The 21,660-nt window shown below is 68.7% G+C and carries 19 protein-coding genes; 11 read left to right on the top strand and 8 right to left on the bottom strand.

The window, feature by feature from the left end; translation table 11 throughout:
* The 4 genes from ACLBXX_RS05920 to manA form a co-directional block, all read right to left on the bottom strand.
* Positions 1 to 1,407 carry a DUF5719 family protein gene (locus ACLBXX_RS05920; RefSeq protein ID WP_447657264.1) on the bottom strand — a complete coding sequence of 469 codons (1,407 nt, stop codon included), beginning with the start codon at positions 1,405 to 1,407 and terminating at the stop codon, positions 1 to 3.
* Positions 1,404 to 4,280, bottom strand: coding sequence for a glycosyltransferase (locus ACLBXX_RS05915; protein ID WP_447657263.1), 2,877 nt, complete (start codon positions 4,278 to 4,280; stop codon positions 1,404 to 1,406). The genes ACLBXX_RS05920 and ACLBXX_RS05915 overlap by 4 nt, the downstream gene beginning before the upstream one ends.
* Positions 4,281 to 4,366: 86 nt before the next feature.
* A complete protein-coding gene (locus tag ACLBXX_RS05910) occupies positions 4,367 to 4,693 on the bottom strand; it encodes a WhiB family transcriptional regulator (protein WP_163616798.1) in 327 nt (108 codons plus the stop codon).
* Positions 4,694 to 4,891: 198 nt separating this feature from the next.
* Positions 4,892 to 6,040 (bottom strand): mannose-6-phosphate isomerase, class I, encoded by a 1,149-nt coding sequence (manA, locus tag ACLBXX_RS05905; protein ID WP_447657262.1) that lies wholly within the window; start codon positions 6,038 to 6,040, stop codon positions 4,892 to 4,894.
* A gap of 82 nt (positions 6,041 to 6,122) precedes the next feature.
* Here manA and ACLBXX_RS05900 point away from each other — a divergent pair, with 82 nt between their 5' ends.
* Genes ACLBXX_RS05900 through ACLBXX_RS05885 form a run of 4 tightly spaced genes read left to right on the top strand, consistent with a single transcriptional unit; the run spans position 6,123 to position 11,891 of the window.
* Positions 6,123 to 7,589 carry an O-antigen ligase family protein gene (locus ACLBXX_RS05900; RefSeq protein ID WP_447657261.1) on the top strand — a complete coding sequence of 489 codons (1,467 nt, stop codon included), beginning with the start codon at positions 6,123 to 6,125 and terminating at the stop codon, positions 7,587 to 7,589.
* On the top strand, positions 7,586 to 8,941 hold the full coding sequence (locus ACLBXX_RS05895; RefSeq protein WP_447657260.1) for an O-antigen ligase family protein: 1,356 nt from the start codon (positions 7,586 to 7,588) through the stop codon (positions 8,939 to 8,941). The genes ACLBXX_RS05900 and ACLBXX_RS05895 overlap by 4 nt, the downstream gene beginning before the upstream one ends.
* 56 nt (positions 8,942 to 8,997) lie before the next feature.
* Positions 8,998 to 10,908 carry a glycosyltransferase gene (locus tag ACLBXX_RS05890; protein ID WP_447657259.1) on the top strand — a complete coding sequence of 637 codons (1,911 nt, stop codon included), beginning with the start codon at positions 8,998 to 9,000 and terminating at the stop codon, positions 10,906 to 10,908.
* Positions 10,905 to 11,891, top strand: coding sequence for a glycosyltransferase family 2 protein (locus tag ACLBXX_RS05885; RefSeq protein WP_447657258.1), 987 nt, complete (start codon positions 10,905 to 10,907; stop codon positions 11,889 to 11,891). The genes ACLBXX_RS05890 and ACLBXX_RS05885 overlap by 4 nt, the downstream gene beginning before the upstream one ends.
* Here ACLBXX_RS05885 and galE read toward each other — a convergent pair.
* From galE to glf, 4 genes are read right to left on the bottom strand one after another with little or no spacing between them, the layout of a single operon-like run.
* A complete protein-coding gene (gene galE, locus ACLBXX_RS05880; RefSeq protein ID WP_447657257.1) occupies positions 11,867 to 12,937 on the bottom strand; it encodes a UDP-glucose 4-epimerase GalE in 1,071 nt (356 codons plus the stop codon). The two genes, ACLBXX_RS05885 and galE, sit on opposite strands and share 25 nt — an antisense overlap.
* Positions 12,938 to 12,973: 36 nt before the next feature.
* Entirely contained in the window at positions 12,974 to 13,720 is a 747-nt protein-coding gene (locus ACLBXX_RS05875; protein ID WP_447657256.1) for an ABC transporter ATP-binding protein, read from the bottom strand.
* A complete protein-coding gene (locus ACLBXX_RS05870) occupies positions 13,720 to 14,526 on the bottom strand; it encodes an ABC transporter permease (protein ID WP_447657255.1) in 807 nt (268 codons plus the stop codon). The genes ACLBXX_RS05875 and ACLBXX_RS05870 overlap by 1 nt, the downstream gene beginning before the upstream one ends.
* 22 nt (positions 14,527 to 14,548) lie before the next feature.
* Entirely contained in the window at positions 14,549 to 15,685 is a 1,137-nt protein-coding gene (gene glf, locus ACLBXX_RS05865) for a UDP-galactopyranose mutase (RefSeq protein WP_447657254.1), read from the bottom strand.
* Positions 15,686 to 15,854: 169 nt separating this feature from the next.
* Here glf and ACLBXX_RS05860 point away from each other — a divergent pair, with 169 nt between their 5' ends.
* Genes ACLBXX_RS05860 through ACLBXX_RS05830 form a run of 7 tightly spaced genes read left to right on the top strand, consistent with a single transcriptional unit; the run spans position 15,855 to position 21,649 of the window.
* Entirely contained in the window at positions 15,855 to 16,724 is an 870-nt protein-coding gene (locus tag ACLBXX_RS05860) for an NAD-dependent epimerase/dehydratase family protein (RefSeq protein WP_447657253.1), read from the top strand.
* Positions 16,721 to 17,464 carry an NDP-hexose 2,3-dehydratase family protein gene (locus ACLBXX_RS05855; protein WP_375871273.1) on the top strand — a complete coding sequence of 248 codons (744 nt, stop codon included), beginning with the start codon at positions 16,721 to 16,723 and terminating at the stop codon, positions 17,462 to 17,464. The genes ACLBXX_RS05860 and ACLBXX_RS05855 overlap by 4 nt, the downstream gene beginning before the upstream one ends.
* Complete coding sequence (locus ACLBXX_RS05850) at positions 17,461 to 18,447, top strand: Gfo/Idh/MocA family protein (protein WP_447657252.1); 987 nt, start codon at positions 17,461 to 17,463, stop codon at positions 18,445 to 18,447. The genes ACLBXX_RS05855 and ACLBXX_RS05850 overlap by 4 nt, the downstream gene beginning before the upstream one ends.
* Complete coding sequence (locus ACLBXX_RS05845; RefSeq protein WP_375871274.1) at positions 18,444 to 18,893, top strand: GtrA family protein; 450 nt, start codon at positions 18,444 to 18,446, stop codon at positions 18,891 to 18,893. The genes ACLBXX_RS05850 and ACLBXX_RS05845 overlap by 4 nt, the downstream gene beginning before the upstream one ends.
* Positions 18,890 to 19,726 carry a glycosyltransferase family 2 protein gene (locus ACLBXX_RS05840; protein WP_447657251.1) on the top strand — a complete coding sequence of 279 codons (837 nt, stop codon included), beginning with the start codon at positions 18,890 to 18,892 and terminating at the stop codon, positions 19,724 to 19,726. Before ACLBXX_RS05845 ends, ACLBXX_RS05840 begins: the two co-directional genes overlap by 4 nt.
* Entirely contained in the window at positions 19,723 to 20,721 is a 999-nt protein-coding gene (locus ACLBXX_RS05835; protein WP_447657250.1) for a glycosyltransferase, read from the top strand. Before ACLBXX_RS05840 ends, ACLBXX_RS05835 begins: the two co-directional genes overlap by 4 nt.
* Complete coding sequence (locus ACLBXX_RS05830) at positions 20,699 to 21,649, top strand: NAD-dependent epimerase/dehydratase family protein (RefSeq protein WP_447657249.1); 951 nt, start codon at positions 20,699 to 20,701, stop codon at positions 21,647 to 21,649. The genes ACLBXX_RS05835 and ACLBXX_RS05830 overlap by 23 nt, the downstream gene beginning before the upstream one ends.
* Positions 21,650 to 21,660: the final 11 nt, after the last annotated feature.

Raw genomic sequence — 21,660 nt, 5'->3', positions numbered from 1 at the left:
TCAGGGGTAGACGACGATCTCCGGGGTCGCGACGTCGGCCGGCCACACCGGCACGCCGGCGAGCGCGCCATCGCCCGCGAACGACAATCCTGCACGCACGGGAGCCGCAGGCTCGAAGAGGTACAGCGTTCGGGTCGCCAGACGCACCGCGACCGACCCGTTCGCCGGAACGCTCAGGCTGATGGCCGACCCGCCGTCCGTCGGGGTCACGTTCACCGTCACGGGCTCGCCGGAAGGGTTCACCACCGTGAGCGAGGGCGTCGGGCCACCGGGCGTCGCGAACAGCGACGGCACCGTCACCTCGGGCGCCGGCGTGTACCAGGCGAAGTCGTCGCCCGCCGAGATGCCCGTCGCCTGCCACACGGCTGCGACCACGGGGGCGTCCGCCTCGACCGTGACCGTGTAGGCACCGGGAGGCAGCCCGTTGAGGGCGAGCTCGAGCGGCTTGCCGGCCTCGAGGGACAGCTCCTGGGGCTCCCCGACCGTCTCGGTGCGGCCGGCGGAGTTGACCGACACGCGTGCCGTGGCGGGAAGGTTGGGCGACAGCATCCGCAGCACCGTCGTCTCGTTCGTCGCGCCGTCCTCGTCGGTCGGACGCGTGACCGTGATCCCGGTGATCATCTGCGTGTTCTCGGTGTGGGCGATCGGCCCGACCTGATCGACCCCGCCGGGCGTCAGAGTGCGGGTGATGCTCGTCTGCAGCGACGCGTGGATCGGCGCACCGATCGCCGACACGCGGACGACCGGCGTCTCCTCGCCGAGCGCAAGGCCGGCCAGCGGGACCACGCGCTGCGTTCCCGGCGCGATCACGAGGTCGGCTCCGCCGGGCGGCGTCTCTGGTCCGTCCACCCCGTACACCGTCAGCTGCACGGTGGCGGGGACCGCGCCCGGGTTGGCGAGCAGCACCAGATCCGCGGCGCCGGTGGCCCCCGATCCGCCGACCAGCCACGAGTCGAGGAGCGGCGGGCGGCAGGCGGAGACCGCGAAGCCCGAGAGGTCGTCGGCGTTCGCCGTGGCCGAACCGGTCGCGGCGATGTCGACAGCCTCGCCGTCACGCGGCTGCGCCGTGTACGCGAGCGGGCCGGGTCCGACCCCGGTCGTCTGCAACTGCTGCTCCGCGGCCCCCTCGCCGTCTGCGGTGCCTCCGATGACGGACTGAGGCGCGGCGAGGGTCACCGTGGACGCTGCGGTGGGGTTGCGTCCGATCGACAGCAGCCCGCCGTCGCAGGCGATCACGGATGCGGCGGGCGCCGGGGTCGCGGGAATGCTGAGGGGCTCGCGCACGAGGGTCGGCCACGGCACTGAGACCGCGGTCACCACCGCGACCACCGCCGCGACCGATACGGCGGTGCCGATCAGCAGGCGGGCGCTCGTCGTCGCCCAGCGGAACACGCGGCGGTCGCTCATCGACCCTCCTGCCAGTGGGGTCCCACGACGCGCGGGGTGCGCCGGGCCTCCCGGATCGAGGCGGCTGTCGGCACGGCCAGCAGCAGCGCGATGCCGAAGATCGCGAGCTGCCCGAACGCGATCCAGCGACCGAGGACCGACACGGATGCCGCCTCCTGGGGCCTCGGCGCGATCTCGTCGACGACGCGCCACAACTCGCCCTTGGCGGTGTCGCCGACCACGACGAGCGTGTCGCGCTGGCCGAGCGCGGTCATGGCCGAGAGCCGCATCGTGCGCGCGGCATCCGTCTCCGGTTGCGTACTCGGGGCGAGCAGGATGAAGCCGACTCCGCGGTCCGCAAGCTGTCCGACGACGTCCTCCGAGGAGGGAGTGACGAGATCGGCGGCGAGCCCGGCGAGCTCGGCGTCCTGGGGGGTCGGCACGGTTCGCGTCGACAGCAGGGTCGTCTGCCCGCCGATCGTCTCGCTCGCGCCCCACACCACCTGCGCGGCGACCCCGGCGTCCGCCTGGGGGGTGAGCACGATCGTCCCGACGTCGGGATCCTCGCGCCCCTCCGCGGCGACGAAGGCGGGAAGCGTGCTCGCCGGCCCGTCGGCGATGGTGGCCGCTCCTCGAGTGAACGCGGTGAGCGAGGGAACCGCGAGCACCGCCATGGCGGCGAAGACGAGCGCCGCCGCCACGCCCCGCACCAGGGCGACGCGAGGCGCCAGCCCGGCGTCGAGCGCCACGAGGGCGCCGCCGAGGGCGCCCAGCCACGCCAGGCTCAGCCCGGTGCCCGGCCAGAGCGGCACGGTGATCGACTGCGAGAAGGCGACCGAGATCCCCACCGCGGCGAACGCCGTACCCAGGCCGAGCGCGGTGACGACGAGCAGCACGATCCCGGCCGCCCAGCGCTGCGTGAGGGGTGCGGCGAGGGCGAGCAGCGCGAGTGGCACGGTGAGCAGCGGTACCCACCACGTGGGCCCGTCAGGCAGGATCGTCGCCCACCCGGCGAGGTCAGGGGTCGGGATGCCGGCTGCCAGCAGCGCACGCCCGGCGGCGTCCGCGGCCACCTGCGGGCCCGCCCACGGCACACCGGGGTCGGCGACGAGGCTCCACGCCTGGCCGTTCGCGAGCGCGTTCCACACCAGAGGCAGCGCGAGCGCCGCGGACGGGATGAGCGTCCAGATCAGACGTGCGACGCCACGACCCGCGCGCAGGATGACGGCGGCGAGCACCGCGCCGATCCACACCACCAGCATCGCCGGTGCGAGCGAAGGAGCGGTGGCGACCACTCCCGCCAGCAGGATGGACGCCGCACCGGCGCCCGCCCATGAGCGGTGCGCGACGGCGCCCGCATAGAACAGCCACGGCAGCAGCAGGTGCAGGATCACGCCGGTCGGGCGGCCCTGCGTCAGGGCGACGAGCAGCGCGGGCGACAGCGCCCAGACCGCCCCGCCGAGAAGTCGAAGGCTCGCCCGCTCGGTGACCCGGGTCGCGGCGAACCATCCGCCGAGCGCGGCGAGGGGCAGTGCCAGCACCCACAGCAGCACGAGCGCGCGGGACGGCGCCCAGGCCCAGAGGGAGCCGAGCACGGCGACCACCGCGGCGAACGGATCGGCAGGACCGATCGTGTCGAGGCCGAGCGCACGCTGGCCGTACATGGCGTCGTCCCAGAGCTGCCCGACCGTGGTCGCCAGCGGCTGGAGCGCTCCCCCGCCCAGGACCGGCCACGCCAGCAGCGCCGGAAACGCCGCCACCGAGACGGCGAGCGCGGCGAGCACGAGCCAGGCCCCGCCGCCGGCGAAGAACCTCAGATCGCTGCGGCGGTGACCACCGAGCATGACCTCGGGGTCATCGTCGAGTCGTTCGCGCAGCTCACTCCGCGTCGTGCGCAGTGGTGCCACCTGCGCCCATGACCCGGTGCGCGCCTGCGCGAGGTGACGGCGCGCGCGCCAGACGGGCACCAGACGAACGAGGACGACAGCGGCCGCCGCCCACTCCGCTGCAATGCGTCCGGGCTGCTTGCGGGCCAGATCCACGATCGAGCGCCACAGCGCGAGCGGAAGAATGGTGAGCCAGTGCAGCGGCGCGACGAACGCCGGGGCGTACACCAGCCGGCGGTGCAGCTGCGCGACGCGTTCCGCGTACACGGCGCGGCGCTGCCGCTGAGGCGTGAGGGGCGTCGGCAGACCCGCGACGCCGTCGCCCGCCGTGGCGACGAGTGCACTCGGCACGAGCAAGACGCGCCCGCCCGCCAGGCGGGCCCGCACGCCGAGGTCCAGCCCCTCGTCGGCGCCGGAGAGTCCCCGATCGAGGCCGCCGAGCCGCTGCCACGCGTCGGCGCGGACCAGGATGCCGCGGACGTCGGCGCCGAGCACGTCCTCCCGCGCGTCGTGCTGACCCTGGTCGAGCTCGTCGTCGGCGAGCCCGACCGTGCGGCCGAACCGGGTCATCCCGACCCCGAGCGACACGATCTCCGTGCGGTCGTCCCAGCGCACGAGCTTGGGGGCGACGAAGGCGACCGACGGCGACAGCTCGAGCGCGCCGGCGAGGCGGGCGAGCGCGTCGGGCTCCGGTGCGGTGTCCTGCGCCAGGAGCCACACGGCATCCCCGTCGAGACGCGGCGCGACCAGGGCGGTCGCCGCGGCGTGGCCGGTGGACGCGCCGGCGCGGAAGACGAACTCGGCGCCCGCGGCATCCGCGATCTCGAAGAGATGATCGTCGCCCCCGCACACCACGATGGTGAGGACGTCGACAGGACGCGTCTGCTCGCGGAGTGCCGCAAGGGTGCGCTTCAGATGGAATGCCGCCGGGGTACGACCATCGGGACGAACCACCAGGATGGCGTGGACGCGGTTCGAGGTGACGGTGTTCGACGTGGCGGTGGGCATGTCCTGGTCAGCCTAGGTGGCGCTCGGAGCTCACGCCGGGCGCACGCGCCGGGTCGGCCGGATCGACCGGCCGCCCGGCGTGCGCGTCAGCCCGCTCGACGCTTCAGCTTGCGACGCTCGCGCTCGCTGAGACCGCCCCAGATGCCGAACCGCTCGTCGTTCTGCAGCGCATATTCGAGGCATTCGCCTCGCACGTCGCACGACGTGCAGATGCGCTTCGCATCACGCGTGGAGCCGCCCTTCTCAGGGAAGAACGCCTCCGGATCGGTCTGCGCACACAGTGCGTCGGTCTGCCAGGCGAGCGGATTGTCTTCTTCCGCATCGATGTTGCGGCGTACCCCCGGAACCCCCAGTTGAACCGGATCGACGAACCAGTCGTCGGGAACGCCGGAACGGTATTGCGAAACCGTCATGTCGTTCTCACCCCCCGTGATCCTGCTCCACGCTGGTGCGTGTTGTAGGGCTAATTACACCCGTGTAGTTCGACGAGGTCAAGTCGCAGATAGTAAATGCTCAACCGTCTCTTGAACCTTCACGACGCGCCGACGGCGTGTCGCTCTGTCATAACGGTCCGATGAGAAAGCGATGAAGCGATGATGAGGTGCGGCGTGTCAGCGCCCGGGAAGGGCGATGAAGAGCTCGCCTCCGCCGCGCACGCGCAGGCCGCCCTCGTTCGGCGTGACGAGCACAGCTGCTCCCGGGGCGAGCGTCGCGGCCTCCTGGCTGGCCAGCCCTGCGACCGCCGGAGCGCCCGCCGTCGCGACCGCGATCGCCGGACCCTCGAGCGTCACCTCGACGCCCTCGGCGCTCGGCGAGACCGCGAGCAGCGCGAAGTCCGCGACCGGGACGTCGTACCGGCGCACGCCCGCCGCGATCTCACGAGGCCGGATCACGGGCGGCAGCCCCGGCGTCGCGTCGAGCACGCTCACGAGCTCGGCGGCGTCCACGTGCTTGGGGGTGAGGCCACCGCGCAGGACGTTGTCGCTCGCCGCCATCAGCTCGACGCCGAGACCCTCGAGGTAGGCGTGCAGTACGCCGGCCGGAACGAAGAGGCCTTGGCCGCGCTGCAGGGTCACGAGGTTCATGAGGAGCGCGACGACGATTCCGGGGTCGCCGGGGAACGCGGTGTCCAGTGTGCGCGCGAGCGCGAGCTCGGCGGCGAACTCGTCGGACTCGGCCGCGACAGCGGCCGCGATGACGCCGCGTGCGACATCGGCGCCGTCGGACAGCAGCCAGCCGATGACGGTCGAGAGCGCAGCATCCGACCCTTCTAGACGGTCGGCGAGCGGCGCGGCACCCTGGCCGAGCGTCGCCACCAGGCGACGCGTCGCGTCGAGGTCGCGAAGACCCGCGAGCGCGCGGAACTCGTCGCTCAGCGCGACGATGAGCTCGGGCTTGTGGTTCGCGTCGCGGTAGGTGCGATCGCCGGCGCCGCGCGGGATCCCCGCGGCCTCCTCGCGCGCGAAGCCCTCCTCGGCCTGGGCCTTCGACGGGTGCGCCTGGATCGAGAGGGGGGATGCTGCGGCCAGCAGCTTGAGCAGGTACGGCAGCGGTCCGCCGACACCCGACGCCGCGCCCTCGTCCGCGATCCAGCGGTCGAGCGTGCGGCCGTCAGCGGTCTCGGAAGGATCGCCGGGGTGGTCGCCGAACCACACCTCCGCCTCGGGACGACCGGACGCCTCGCGCCCCTCGAGATCGGCGAGCAGGGAGGTCGAGCCCCAGGCGTAATCGCGGGGGTCGTTCGCGAGCGGGATCAGCACCCGAACAGCCTAGCCAGGCGGGGTCGGGACCCCGCTTCCGGGGCTCGCGGATCGGACGGGCGCCCGGGGTACCCTGAGAGCGATGGCCGTCCATTCGAAGCATCCGGCGTCGGCGCCGCCGGAACCGCCGGTCCGCGAGAAGACCGGCCACCTCATGCTGCGCGGCTGGTGCATCTTCGTGCTCTTCATGTCGCTGTCGGGCACTGCGTGGGTGAACGCGTTCGGTCAGACGGCGGCGACGGTCATCACGATCGCGGGCGGCGTTCTCTCCGCCGTCCTGTGGATCGTGCTGCGCCCGCCCGTGCAGTGGCGGCGGCTGCCCTGGTTCGTGGTCGCGTACGTCGCGTGGGCCACGCTTTCGCTGACGTGGTCGGCCTGGCCGGGAACGACCGCACTCACCCTGCTCCTCCTGTGGATCACCACGCTGCAGGCGCTCTTCATCGGCAGCGTGCTGACCTGGCGCGAGCTCGTGCGCGCCGCGGCCTCGGCGCTCAAGTGGGTGGTGGCGCTCTCCTTCGTGTTCGAGCTGTGGGTCTGGGTGTTCATCCGCGGGCCGATCATGCCCGGCTGGATCATCGAGAAGGCCGACGATCCGATCGAGTACTGGTCGCGCGGCAACCTGTTCGAGTGGGACAAGCGCATCCAGGGCATCATGGGCAACGCCAATCTGCTCGCCCCGGTGGCGCTCCTGGCGATCATCGTGTTCGGCATCCGTCTCGCCTCCGGCGCCCCGCGACGCACCTTCCTGTGGATCTGGATCGGGCTGTCGGCCTTCTTGTTCGTGCGCGCCGGGTCGGCGACCGCGTACCTCACCGCTGCCGCGGTGGTCGTCGTGCTGGTCACGGTGCTGCTGATGAGGACGGCGACGAAACCCGGCGAGCGCACCAAGTACTACGTCGCCTACGTCGTCGTCGGCCTCGGTGGGCTGCTGACGCTGTGGCTCGTGCGCGACCTGATCTTCTCGACCCTGGGCCGCAGCGCCGATCTCACGGGCCGCGAGGGCATCTGGGAGGAGGTGCTGGCGCGCACCGGCGAGCGCCCGTGGACCGGATGGGGCTTCGCGACTCCTTGGGTCACCGCCGACCCGGCGTTCGACATCCGCATCATCGACCACGGGCAACTCGTCATGCAGGCCCACAACATGTGGGTCGACGTGTCGATGCAGCTCGGCATCATCGGCGTCGCGCTGCTCGCGCTCCTCTACCTCGCGTTCGTGTGGCGCGCATGGTTCTTCGCGATCGACCGACCCCGATGGGACCTCCGCGCCGATCGCCCCTATTCGCCGCTCACCCTGCTTCCCACGCTGGTGGGCGCCATCCTGCTCGTGCAGGGGCTCGCCGAATCGAGCCCGCTGCTTCTGTGGGGCTGGCTGTTCCTCGTGATGCTCGGCTCCAAGATCAAGCAGTCGCCCCATGTCGGCGTGGGGCCCGCCGAGCAGACGGTCGCGATCGAGCGCGGCGAGGCCGTCGCGCGTGACGGACGCGCGGGGCGCGAGCCGGGCACGCCGGCGGCCGCGGCGGACGACCTGCCTGCAGGGCGCGGCGCGTGACCGACTCGCCGCATGCCGCGGCGCCCGGGTGGCTGGGCACACTGCTGGCCTCGGCATCCTTCGCCCGCGCCTTCACCCTCGTCGTCTTCGCCACCGTCTTCTCGGCCTACGCGATCGAGCGGATCGCCGGCCGTGTCACCTACGTCACCATCGTCACCGGGCTCTGCATCTTCGGTCTCGGCGTGATGATCTCCCGCCGCCGTGAGCTCTCGCTGCTGCGGCTCGTGCCGACGACCGTCGTGATGTTCGTCGTCTGGGCGTTCGCGAGCATCTTCTGGTCGAGCGACTCGAGCGCCTCGTTCTGGAGCTGGGTGTCGATGGCGGCACTCGCGTTCCTCGCGGTGGTCATCGGGCATGTGCGCGACACCCTGCAGACGGTGCGCGCGCTCGGCGATGTGCTGCGGGCGCTCCTCGGCGTCTCGCTCGCGCTCGAGGTGCTCTCAGGCATCCTCCTCGACATCCCGTTCACGTTCCTGGGCATCCAGGGCAGGATCGCCGAACTCGGCCCCGTGCAGGGCATCTTCGGCACGCGCAACCTGCTCGGGTTCGTCGCCGTGATGGCGCTCATCACGTTCCTCATCGAGTACCGCACGCAGTCGGTGCGCCCCGGCGTCTCGCTGGCGTCGGTCGTGCTGGCGGGAGGCCTCGCGGTCCTCAGCGACTCCCCCACCGTCGTCGTGCTCGCTCTGGGCGTCGGGCTCGCCGTCGGCGCGCTCGCCCTCGTGCGCCATGCCCGCCCCGAGCGCCGCGCGGGCCTGCAGCTCGCCCTCGGCGCCCTCGTCGTCGTCGGGGTGTTCGTGGGCTACACGGCGCGGCATCAGATCATCGCGCTGCTGGGCGCCGGCACCGACTTCTCGATGCGGGTCGAGCTGTGGAACTTCATGGTCGACCTCCTCCGCCAGAAGCCCGTGCAGGGCTTCGGCTGGTTCGGCGTCTGGGACCAGGGCGAGTATCCCTTCAACGCGATCAACTTCTGGTTGAACAAGGACCACGCCACCGGCCTGAACGCGTACTTCGATGTGGCGCTGCAGCTCGGATGGGTCGGGCTGGTGCTGTTCCTCGCGCTGGGTGCGCTCGCGCTGGGTCGTTCGTGGCTGGTCGCGGGCGAGCGCCGGTCCGTGGTGTACGCGTGGACGCCGTTGATGCTCGTCGCGCTGCTCGTGGACTCGATGTTCGAGAGCTTCACGCTCACGGGCCTCGGGTGGCTGATGCTCGTCCTGTGCGCGGTGCGGGCGGGCCAGTCGCGTTCGTGGCGCGAGAAGCTCGACAGCGGGACGGATGCCGACGGCCCTGCTGCGTCGGCGGGTTCGGGGCTTCCGCACGCCCAGGGAGAGCAGGGGACGGCAGGGTAGGCTTCTCTCCGGCCCGACGTCTCGGCGCCAGCCATCGTTTTCCGGAGATCATCCCCGTGACCCACGTCCTTCAGAACGTCGTCTTCCCGCTGGATCGCGACCCTGATCTGCTGCCCCTGTACGTCGACCCGGAAACGTGGTCGGTGATCGACGAGGAGCCTGTCCGGGTTTCCAACCGCGCCCAGCTCGGCAACATCCTGAGCCGCACGTCGGCCCGGATCGTCGCGGGGCGACGCGTCTCGTTCGGCACGTACTTCAACGCGTTCCCTGCCTCCTACTGGCAGCACTGGACTGCGGTGCGGAATGTGACGCTGACAGTGAGGACCGTCGGCCCTGCGACGATCCTCGTCTACCGTTCGAACGGTGCTGGCGTCAAGCAACGGCTGGAGACGTGCGAAGTCGACGGCGCCGCGACGTCGACGTTCGAACTCGTGCTGGACCAGTACAGCGACGGGGGATTCATCTGGTTCGACATCGTCGCAGACGAGAAGAGCGCGCTGTTCGAGGGCGCGGAGTGGACCACCGAGCTGGACCCGGTGCGCGACGGCAAGGCCTCCATCGGCATCACCACGTTCAACAAGCCGGACTACTGCGTGTGGACGCTGATGAACCTCGCGGACTCTCCCGAAGTCCTGGACGTGGTCGACCGCATCTTCCTCGTGGATCAGGGCGATCGACGGGTGGACGCGCAACCCGAATTCGGCGAGGTCGCCGCGAGACTCGGCGAGACGCTCCAGGTGGTCACTCAGCCCAATCTCGGCGGCTCGGGCGGATTCGCCAGAGCGATGACCGAGACCCTTGCTCGCCCGGAGAGTGAGTTCGTGCAACTCCTGGACGACGACGTGCGCATCGAGCCCGAGTCCATCCGCCGCTCGGTTGTCTTCGGCAGGTTCGCCACCGTACCGACCATCGTCGGCGCCCACATGTTCGACCTGCTGGACCGGCCCAAGCTCCACGCATGGGCGGAGGTCGTGGACGACACGCCGTTCATGTGGCGTGCGCTGTATCAGGAGAAGCTCCCTCACGACTTCAGCGTGGCGAATCTGCGCCAGTCGCCACTGCTCCACATGCGGCTCGACGCCGACTACAACGGGTGGTGGATGTGTCTCATCCCCGTGTCGATCCTCCGCGATGTCGGACTGTCGCTCCCCGCGTTCATCAAGTGGGACGACGCCGAGTTCTGCCTTCGGGCGCGTGAGGCCGGATACCCGACAGTCTCGATGCCGGGGGTCGCCCTGTGGCATGTCTCCTGGGTGGGCAAGGACGACTCGATCGACTGGCAGGCGTACTTCCACGCACGCAATCGCATCGTCGCCGGTCTCCTGCACTCGCCCGCGCCGAACGGCGGGACGCTCCTCCGCCATAGCATGCGGATGGACCTGAAACACCTCATGATGATGCAGTACTACCCCGTGGCGCTGCGCCATCAGGCGCTGCGAGACGTGCTATCCGGGCCCGAGCATATGCGGGCCAACCTCGCGACGGCGATGCCGGCAGCCCGCGCCGTCGCCAAGGAATACCCCGAGACCGTCGTCCATCGCGACAGCGGGGTGCCGCTGCGGTCGCGGCGGGGACGCCTTGTGTTCAAGCGCATGAAGCAGCACTCGTTCGACAGCCCGACCGGACTCCGGCTCCGGTGGTTCACCACGACCACCCTGATCTCGCACTGGTTGCACGCGCCGAAGCCTGCGAACCTCGAACAGCCTGAAGTCGAGTTCGGCAAGGGCGACGCGCACTGGTGGCGCCTCCCGCTGTACGACAGCGCGCTCGTCAGTTCGGCCGACGGATCCGGCAAGAACGTCTACACGCGCGATCGCCAGAAGTTCCGCAAGATGCTTGTCGATTCCGTCGGACTGCACCGACGTCTGCGCCGTGACTGGCAGAGACTGGCAGCGAGCTATCGTGCCGCGGCGCCAGAGCTGACCTCGCCGGCCGCGTGGCAGCGGACGTTCGAGGAAGCATCGTGAACTCGCCCGTCACGCGACCGTCGTTCGACGCCTCCACCGCGACCATCGCCGTCGTGACTTACAACCGGTCGGGTCTGTTGACCCGCCTCCTGACGAGCATCACCAAGATGGATCCGAAGCCGGGGCACATCGTCGTGATCGACAACGCGTCGACCGACGACACGACGGACGTCGTGGAGTCGTTCCGCGATAGCCTCGAGCCGGCGACACTCGTCTACCACCGCATGGAGACCAATACCGGCGGCTCCGGCGGGTTCAGCGAGGGCATGCGCGTCGCGTACGAGCTCGACTCCGAGTGGATCTGGCTCATGGACGACGACGTCGAGGTGCTTCCTGATGGGCTTGCGAAGATGGGCAAGTGGGCGCCGCGATTCAAGAGCATCCAGGGGCGTCGATACGACTACGACGGCAGCGCCTTCTACTGGCAGTACCGCGTCGCCGAGCCCCTCGGTATCCCGATCCCGTTCGCGCCCGCCGAGTTCGACGAGTCCGGCTACAAGCCGATGAACTCCGGATGCTTCGAGGGCATGTTCATCCACCGCGAAATCGTGCAGCAGATCGGTCTGCCAGATCCGCGATTCTTCATCTACTGGGACGACCAGATGTACGGCTGGCTCGCGTCTCGTAAGACCCAGTCGGTGATCGTCGACGAGTTCGTGCTGCGGCGCACGCGCGAGATCAAGCAGTGGGACATGGGCATCCGCCACATGAACGCATCGAGCAACGCGTACCGGTACTACATCATGCGCAACCGCGCATACATCAAGAAGTACTACCGGTCGCTCGACGTCTACAACCCACTTCTCTTCGGCCTCGGCACCGCGCTGACATTCGGCAAGGAACTCATCCGGCTGGTATTCGTCGAGCGCACCGTGCGGGGGACGTCGAACCTCTTCCGCGGCCTGCGTGACGGAAGGGCGATCGCAAGGGACGCGTCCTGGCAGCCGATGCCGCCGCTTCAGGCGGCTCCGGCGCCCAGCTGAGACCCGCTCGCCGCCGCGCGGCGATCGGCGGCAGAGCCATAGCCCGCGGGGTTCCGGGACTGCCAGCGCCACGTGTCGCGGCAGGCGTCGTCGATCGTCCGTGAGGCGATCCAGTCCAGCTCTCGACCGGCCTTGCTCGGGTCACAGTAGGAGGCTGCGACATCACCGGGACGCCTTCCGAGCACTTCTGTCGGGATGCTCCTGCCGGCTGCGCGCTCGAATGCGGCGATGAGCTCGAGGACGCTCACCGGGACACCGGTTCCCAGATTGAATACGTCGTAGCCGGCCCGGGCATGCTCGAGCGCAGCCACATGACCTGCGGCGAGGTCGAGCACGTGGACGTAATCGCGCTGTCCCGTTCCATCGGGGGTGGCGTAGTCATCGCCGAAGATACCGACTCTCTCGAGTGCGCCGACAGCGACCCGTGCAACATACGGCATCAGGTTGTTCGGCACGCCCGAAGGGTCCTCGCCGATGAGGCCACTGGGGTGGGCGCCTACGGGATTGAAGTACCGAAGAGCGATCGCCGCCAGCCCCGGGTCGGCGCTGGCGGCGTCTTCGAGGATCGCCTCGATGATCCGCTTGGTCTTGCCGTACGGGTTCGCGAGATCGATACCCGTCGGCGAAGACTCCGACAGGGGAAGACTCTCGGACTGCCCGTAAACGGTCGCTGAGCTCGAGAAAACGATCGTGGAGATGCGTTCGGCGGCCATCACCTTCAGCACGGCGATCGCCGAGCCGAGATTGACGTCGTAGTAGCGGATGGGGTCGGCAACGGAGTCGCCGACCGCCTTCGCGCCGGCGAAGTGGATGACGGCGTCGACGGGCGCGTGTGCCTGCACGAACGCGCGGAGCGCAGGCTCGTCCCTGACGTCGGCGACGAGCAGCGGGACGACGACCCCGCTGAGCTGCTGCACACGCACGATCGCCTCAGCCGACGAGTTCGACAGATCGTCGACCACGATCACGTGGTGCCCCGCCTCGATGAGTGCGAGAGCCGTGTGCGCGCCGATGTATCCGGCACCGCCCGAAAGAAGAACACGCATCGCTCCAGCCTACGAGGCTCGCTCCGCGCGGGCGACTCACCCCGTCGGGTAATCCGCGTTGTAGCGGTCGAGCACCTCGGCGATCGGCGCATCCATGGCCAGGCGGTGCTTGTCCAGATAGAGCCCGCGCGTGCAGAAGCGCCGCAGGTCGCGCTCGCTGTGCGAAACGAAGAAGAGCGTGCGACCGTCGGCGAGCAGCTCGTCGATCCGCGTGTAGCACTTCTCACGGAACGCCTTGTCGCCGACGGCGAGCACCTCGTCGACGAGCAGGATCGGCTCCTCGAGTTGAGACACGACGGCGAATGCGAGGCGCACCTTCATGCCGTTGCTCAAGTGCTTGTACGGGGTGTCGACGAAGTCGCCGAGCTCGGCGAAGTCGATGATTCCGTCGAATCGCCGCGCGACCTCGGCCTTCGACATCCCATGCAGTCCCGAGGTCAACCGGACGTTCTCGCGCACCGTGAGATCGCCGACGAAGCCGCCGGTGATCTCGATCAAGGGAGCCACGCCGCCGTTGACCGACACAGCCCCCTCATCGGCCAGGAGTACACCGGCGACAAGCTTGAGCAAGGTCGACTTGCCCTGACCGTTGCGGCCGACGACACCGATGGACTCGCCGGGCCGCACATCGAAGCTGACGTCTCTCAGCGCCCAGAACTCGCCGGGCTTGGAGCGACGGGTCGAATCCGAGAAGAGGTCCTTGATGCTGCGCCGGCCCCGCCGATTACGGCGGAAGCGTACGCCGAGGCCCTGCACCTCGATCGCCAGGTCGGACGCCGTCATCACAGCTCCTTCAGCACGGGGCGCTCGAGCCGCCGGAAGACGAAGACGCCGAGGGCCAGGAAGAGAAATGACATCACAGCGCCCATCCCGATGACCCACGGGTCCCATTCCTCCGCGAAGAACCCGACGCGGTACAGGGCGAAAATGCCTGACAGTGGATTGAAGGCGGCGAGGGTCTCGAAGGCGCCCGGGAGGTCCTCTACGCCGTAAATCACCGGCGAGGCGTAGAAGAGGGCACGCAGGATCAGCTTCGTGGTCCGCTCGAGATCCGTCCAGAGCACGCAGAGGGGCGCAACGAGCAACCCCAGCCCGACGAGCAACACCGACTGCAGGATGATCGCGACCGGAATCCACAGGAGGCCCCAGTTGAGCTGAGCCGGGGTGTCGGAGAACTCCGACAGGATCACGAACAGCGCCAGGACAGGGAGTGAACACAGGAACTCGATGCCCTTGCTGAGCACGATACGGTTCACCCAGATCGAGCGTGGAATCGACGTCGACCGCACCAGTCGTGCGTCCTTGCTGAACGCCCGGGTGAAATCCGACACCGACGAGTTGAACCAGACCCACGGCAGCAGCGCCGTGATGAGGAACACGATGTACGGCTCATGCCCGACGGTGCGCTGGAACACCTGGGTGAAGACGAACCAGTAGATGGCGCTCATCACGAGCGGGTCGAGGATCGACCACAAGTACCCGAGGGCGCTCGTGGCGTAGCGGACCTTGAGGTCGCGCGCCGACAGCAGCCACAGCGAATGGAGGTAGCGCCGGGGCGATCCGGGGGCGCCGACGGCGGCGGTGGTCACGTGTCGAGTCTATGGGGCCCGGTCAGGCGAGCTGGTTGTTCCACATGGACAGCGCCGCCCCGATTGCCATATGCATATCGAGGTATTGGTACGTACCCAACCGGCCTCCGAACAGCACGTCCTGCTCGCCCTTCGCGAGTTCGCGGTAGGCGACGAGGCCCGCGCGGTCCTCCGGGGTGTTCACGGGGTAGTAGGGCTCGTCCTCGCGCGAGGCGAAGCGCGAATATTCGCGCATGATGACGGTCTTATCGGCCGGGTACCGGTCGGACCGCTCCGGGTGGAAGTGCTTGAACTCGTGGATGCGCGTGTAGGGCACGCCTGCGTCCGCGTAGTTCATCACCGGTGTGCCTTGGAAGTCGCCGACCTCCAGCACTTCCTCTTCGAAGTCGAGCGTGCGCCACGACAGCGCCCCTTCGGCGTAGTCGAAGTAGCGGTCGACGGGACCGGTGTAGACGATCGGAACCTGGCCGACCGTTGCCCCCTTGTTCAGGGGCTGGGTCCCGTCGAAGAAGTCCGTGTCCAGCTTCACCTCGATGTTCGGGTGGTCCGCCATGCGCTCCAGCCACGCGGTGTAGCCGTCGGCGGGCAACCCCTCCCACGTGTCGTTGAAGTACCGGTTGTCGTAGTTGTAGCGGACGGGAAGTCTGCTGATGACTTCGGCGGGCAGCTCCTTCGGGTCCGTCTGCCACTGCTTGCCGGTGTAGTCGCGGATGAAGGCCTCGTAGAGCGGGCGGCCGATCAGGGCGATGCCCTTCTCCTCAAGGTTCGCGGCGTCCTTCGCGTCGAACTCTCCGGCCAGCTCGTGCACGAGCGCCCTCGCTTCGTCGGGCGTGTAGGCGGCCTGGAAGAACTGGTTGATCGTGCCGAGGTTGATGGGGAGCGGGAACACGACGCCCTTGTGGTTCGTGTACACGCGGTGCACGTAGTCCGTGAACGTCGTGAAGCGGTTGACGTACTCCCACACTCCAGGGTTCGACGTGTGGAAGAGGTGTGCACCGTACCGATGGACCTCGATGCCCGTCGTGGGCTCGTCCTCGCTGTACGCGTTGCCGCCTATGTGGTGCCGTCGGTCGATCACCGTGACCTTGCGTCCGGCCGCTGCCGCTCGCTCGGCGATCGTGAGGCCGAAGAATCCAGAACCGACGACGAGGAGATCCATACAGTGCACTGCCCTTCCGGGGCGCTTTCGCCCAGGACAGCTTAGAGCGTCGGTCCCTGAGGCTTCTCCGAGCGGGGTTCCCTGGCACAACTAGTACCCTGGACCGCGGCAGTCGCGATGTCCGAGCCTGCCTGAGGATGTCCCAGCCTGCCGATAAGGAGTACTGCGTATGACCGCGCTCGTCACCGTGACCGGGGCGGGCGGCTACATCGGCCGCCACGTCGTACAGCGACTCCAGAGCCTCGGGCACGACGTGCTGGCGGTCACACGTTCGGACGACCCCTGGTTGACCGGCACCCTCGGACAGGACGCGGTCATCTCGAGCGGGGCGTTCGATCTCGACGACGCCGCGTGGGAGCGCATCGCGGCGAGCGACGCGATGCTGCACCTGGCCTGGCGCGACGGTTTCGTCCTCCGATCGCGCGCGCACGGCGAGGACCTCTCTCGCCACTACGACTTCCTCATGCGAGCGGCCGACAAGGGCGTGCCACGGCTCGCGGTTCTCGGAACCATGCACGAGATCGGCTACTGGGAGGGCGCCGTCGATTCGGCGACGCCGGCCAACCCGACGACTCCCTACGGCATCGCCAAAGACGCGCTGCGCCGCCTGGTGACCTCCTCGCTGGCCGAGTCGACCACCGCCCTCGCTTGGCTCCGCTGCTACTACATCACCGGTGACGACGCGCGGAGCAACTCGATCTTCAGCAAGATCCTCGCCGCCGAGGCCCGCGGAGACGCAACCTTCCCCTTCACGACGGGCAAGAATCTCTACGACTTCATCGACGTCGGCGATCTCGCGCGGCAACTCGTCGCGGCCGCGCTCGACGAGTCCGTCGTCGGCGCGATCGAATGCTGCACCGGCACACCCACGAGCCTCGCCGACGCGGTCGAGGGTTTCATCGCCCGCGAGGGTCTCGCCATCCGTCTCGAGTACGGTGCGTTCCCCGACCGCCCCTTCGACTCGCCGGGCGTATGGGGCGACCCCGATCAGATCAACCGCGTGCTGACGGCCGCCACGCAATCGGAGAAGGAAGCATGACCGCCAGAGACGACCTCCTGCAGACGATCGCTCAGATCGACGACCCGGCCGCGGCCGCGAAGCTCCGCGAGTACGTCGACCTCGTGCTCGACGACGCGAATGCCTTCCACACGCTGGACCAGCTGCGGACCTGGATCGACGATATCCGTGCGTCCTCACCGATCCGCCTGACGCGCAAGAACATCCCCGAACTGCGCAACTGGCACGTAGAGCCGGTCACCGGCGAGATCTACCACGAGTCCGGTGAGTTCTTCCGGATCATCGGCGTGGAGATCTCGAACTCCGCGCGCGAGGTCGCCGGCTGGGATCAGCCATTCATCTACCAGAAGGAAGCCGGCATCCTCGGCATCGTGCGCACACGCTTCGAGGGCGTGTGGCACTATCTCCTGCATGCCAAGGCGGAGCCGGGCAACACCCTTCTGTACCAGATCTCCCCGACGTTGCAGGCGACATACTCGAACCTGAAGACCGCGCACGGCGGCCGCATCCCCCGATTCGCGGAGTTCTTCCTGGAAGAAGGTGCCGCGCCCCGCACTGTCGTATACCGCCAGTGGCTCGCAGAGGACGGCGGCCGCTTCTACCTCAAGTCGAACCTCAACATGCTCGTGGAGGTCGATGCGGACGACCTTCCCGAGTTCCCGGACGAGTATCGCTGGTTCACGCTCTCCCAGATCAAGACGCTGCTCACCGAGGACAACTACATCAACCCGCACGTGCGAGGCATCCTGTGTCACCTGTGAGGATCGGCGTTCTCGGAGCAGCGAAGATCGCCGACCGTTCATCAGTGCCGGCGATGCAGGCGACGGACGGTCTGGAGGTCGTCGGCGTCGCCGCGCGGAGCGCGTCCCGCGCCGCGGAATTCGCCGCGCGCCACGACATCCGTTCGTACGAGTCCTACGCCGATGTGATCGACGACTCTTCGGTGGATGCCGTCTATGTGCCACTGCCTGTCGGCCTTCACTTCGAATGGTCGCTCGCAGCTCTGCGCGCAGGCAAGCACGTGCTGTGCGAGAAGTCGCTGGCCGGGTCCTACACGGACTGCCTCACGCTGATCGAGGAAGCCCGGGCACGCGAGCTCGTACTGTTCGAGAACTTCATGTGCGAGCGGCATCCCCAGAATCAGTTCATCAGGGACGCGATAGCGGACGGCGAGATCGGCGAGATCCGGCACGCAAGCCTGTCGTTCGGATTCCCGCCCTTCCCCCGCGACGATCTCCGCAACTCGGCTGAGCTGCAGGGCGGGGCGCTCAACGACGCGGGTGCGTACTGCCTCGACATGGCGGCGTTCTACCTGGGCGCCCAGCCGTCCGCCGTCACCGCGACCCTGAGCAGCGCGGACTACGACGTCGACGTGATCGGCGCTGCCTTCCTCGAGTTCGACGGTGGCGCCACGGCCGCGGCATCCTTCGGATTCCTGCACGATTACCGCAACGAGGCCCGCTTCTGGGGATCGGCCGGGCAGATCGACATCGATCGCGCCTACTCGATCCCAGCTGATCGCCCGCCGCACGTGACCATCACTCGCAACACCGCAAGCGAGCGCGTGGATCTCGCCGCGGCCGACCAGTTCGCACTGCAGATGGCACGTTTCCGCGACGCGGTGCGCGACGGTGACGGCAATGCCGAGCTGATCAACCGCGAGCGGCACGCGCGCACGATGGAAGCCGCTCGGATCTCGGCCGCCGAGCACCGCCGCGTCGTCGTGGAAGAGGTCGGTGCGTGACCTCTACACCTCCTGAGCCCGACGCGCCCCCCGGGCCGCTCCTGCGCTTCATCAAAGACAAGCGGGTGGCGTTCCTGATCGTGGGGGCCGCGAACACGCTCATCGGCTTCCTCTGGTACACGCTGTTCCTCTGGATGTTCCACTCACTGCCCGCGGGGTACATGATCGCCCTGGTCGCCGCCCAGGTCGTCAGTGTGCTGTGCGCGTTCGTCCTCTACCGGAGGTTCGTGTTCCGGGTCCGCGGCCACGTGTGGCGCGACCTCATCCGCTTCTCGTCCGTCTACGCGGTGTCGTTCGGGATCAACCTGGTCGCCCTCCCGCTGCTGGTCGAGGTCGTCGGCATGAACCCGCTCGTCTCGCAGGTCGTCATCGTCGTGATCACCACGATTGTCAGCTACGTCGGGCACAACTACTTCTCCTTCCGCAGAAAGCACGAGAGCCAATGACAAGTCCCCGCGTCTCCGTCGTCGTCCCCGCCTTCCGGCAGGCGTCGTTCATCCGACAGACGATGGAATCGGTCCTGTCGCAGGAGGGTGTGGACCTCGAGCTCATCGTCGCCGATCACAGCTCGGACGACGGCACCTGGGAGGCGATGAACGAATACGCCTCGGACAAGAGGGTGCGACTGCTCGTGACCCCAGCCGGCGGCGGTGCCGAAGCGAACTTCAACCGCGTGTCGGCCGAGGCGACCGGGACATACATCAAGCTGCTCCCCGGTGACGACTACCTGCTGCCAGGTGTGCTGGCCCGCCAGACCGCGATGCTCGACGCTTCACCCGACGCGGTCCTCACCGCGGGGCGGCGGATGCTCGTCGATGCCCGAGGAGACGCGATCATGCGCTCCTACGGGCTCAAGGGCATCCGCGGCCCGATGTCCGGAGAGGCGGCGATCAGGCACGCGGTGCGCGCCGGCTCGAATGTCTTCGGCGAGCCCGGAGCCGTCCTCATGCGCCGCAGCGCGCTCGAGTCCGTCGGCTACTGGGACTTCGCGCACCCCTATCTGGTCGACGAGGCCACATATATCAATGTTCTGCTGGGCGGCCGGTTCATCCCCGACTTCGAGCCGGGGGCCGTCTTCCGTCTCAACAACGGACAGTGGAGCGTGGCGCTGACGAGCTACCAGTACGAGCAGGTGTCAGGCTTCCACCGCGAGCTGGCGGCACGGCGTCCCGACATCGTCAGCGCAGCGGACGTCCGGATCGGCAACACGCAGGCGTGGCTGATGGCGCAACGGCGCCGACTCACCTACCGGCTCCTGAAGAAGAGGATGTCGTCATGACGCAGCAGCACCGCATCTCGATCGTGATCCCCGTGTATCGAGGAGAGAAGACGCTACCGACCGTCGTCGATGAACTCCTCCCCTACACGGAGGGGTTCGCGACCCCCGACGGACGTCAAGCGATCGTGCAGGAGATCATCCTGTCGTACGACCGCGGACCGGACCGCTCCGACCGGGTCCTTCGCGACTTGGCGGCGACGCATCCGTTCGTCAAAGTGATCTGGCTCAGCCGCAACTTCGGCCAGCACGCGGCAACCCTCGCGGGCATCTCGTCCACCGGCGGCGACTGGATCGTCACGATGGACGAGGACGGCCAGCAGGATCCGTCGTTCATCGGCTCGATGCTCGACACGGCCGTCCGCGAGCAGGCGGAGGTCGTGTATGCGAAGCCGACGAACAAGCCGCCGCACGGCGCGGTGCGCAATGGCGCCTCGAAGCTTGCCAAGCGCATCCTGCAGTCCGTGTTCGGAAGCGGCAACGCATCGGACTTCAACAGCTTCCGGCTGATCATGGGTGAGATCGGTCGAAGCGTCGCCGCCTACACCGGCACCGGGGTGTACCTGGACGTCGCGCTGACCTGGGTGACGAATCGCCAGGTCACGTCGCCCGTGCTGCTGAGAGAGGAAGGCGACCGGCCGTCGGGCTATTCGTATATGCGGCTGCTCGGGCACTTCTGGCGCATGGTGCTCTCGACCGGCACGAAAGGTCTTCGACTGGTCACCACGCTCGGCGTGATCTTCGCCGTGGCCGGCGTGCTGTTCGCCATCTACCTCGTCATCACACGGTTCGTCTCGGGCGACATCCCCGAAGGATGGACGTCGCAGATGGTGCTCACGTCGCTGGGGGTCGGGGCGATCCTCGTCTCCCTCGGCATCGTCGCGGAGTACATCGGCATCGCGGTGAACATGGCGATGGGCAAGCCTCCATACCTCATCGTCCGCGATCCCGCCCTCTCCCCACTCACGGACCCCGATGACGTCGCCGACGGCCGCTGACTGGGTCATCGGCCGCGGCCTCCTCGGCAACGCGGTCGCACGGGCACTGCCGCGGGCACCGCTGCGGCGCAGCGTGAGCTGGGGCGACGACGCCGCGGCCATCGAGGACCTCGCGGAAGGCCTGCGCGCGCTGTACGCGACGCCGAGCGACCAGTACCGCGTGTTCTGGTGCGCCGGCAGCGGCGTGACATCGAGCTCCGCGGACTCACTGTCGAGAGAGGAGGCCGTGTTCTCGGCCTTCGTGGGCATGTTCGCCGAACTGCCCGAGGATCTGCGCCGGCGCACGGTCGTGTTCCTCGCGTCATCAGTCGGCGGCGCATACGCGGGCAACCCGAGTCCTCCCTTCAGTGAGCGCTCGCTCGCGACGCCGGCGTCCGCATACGGTCAGACGAAGCTCGCGATGGAGGAAGCCCTCGGCGCCGCCGTCGCCGCCAGCGGTCTGCGGGGCTTCGTCGGCAGGATCACGAACCTCTACGGTCCGGGCCAGAAGCTGGGGAAGCGACAAGGCCTGATCTCCGTCGTCTGCGAGACATACCTCACACGGCAGGCGGCGACGATCTACGTGTCGCTGGACACCCTGCGCGACTACATCTTCGAGGACGATGCCGCCGCGGTGATCGTCGCGGGTGCGGCACGAGCTGGGTCACTTGCCCGAGGGAGCACGGCATTGAAGATCATCGGCGCCGGGCGGGCGGTGTCGATCGGCGAACTCGTCGCCACCATCGAGCGGGTTCGAGGGCGCCGCGCACTCGTGGCGTACGGTCCGGGCAACGCCAGCGGCCAGGCGCTGGACCTGCGCGTGCAGAGCGAGCAGTGGACCGATCTCCAGAGCCTCGTCACGACGTCGCTGCCCGTCGGCATCGACGCAGTTTTCCAGGCGATGCTGCAGACCGTCGCGCGTGGGCCGTGGGCTGCGGACGCTCCGTGAGCACCAGCGCG

The sequence above is a fragment of the Microbacterium sp. C23T genome, from assembly GCF_053345975.1.
The sequence above is the reverse complement of the archived record's forward strand: the minus strand, read 5'-3'. Positions and strand labels throughout refer to the sequence as shown.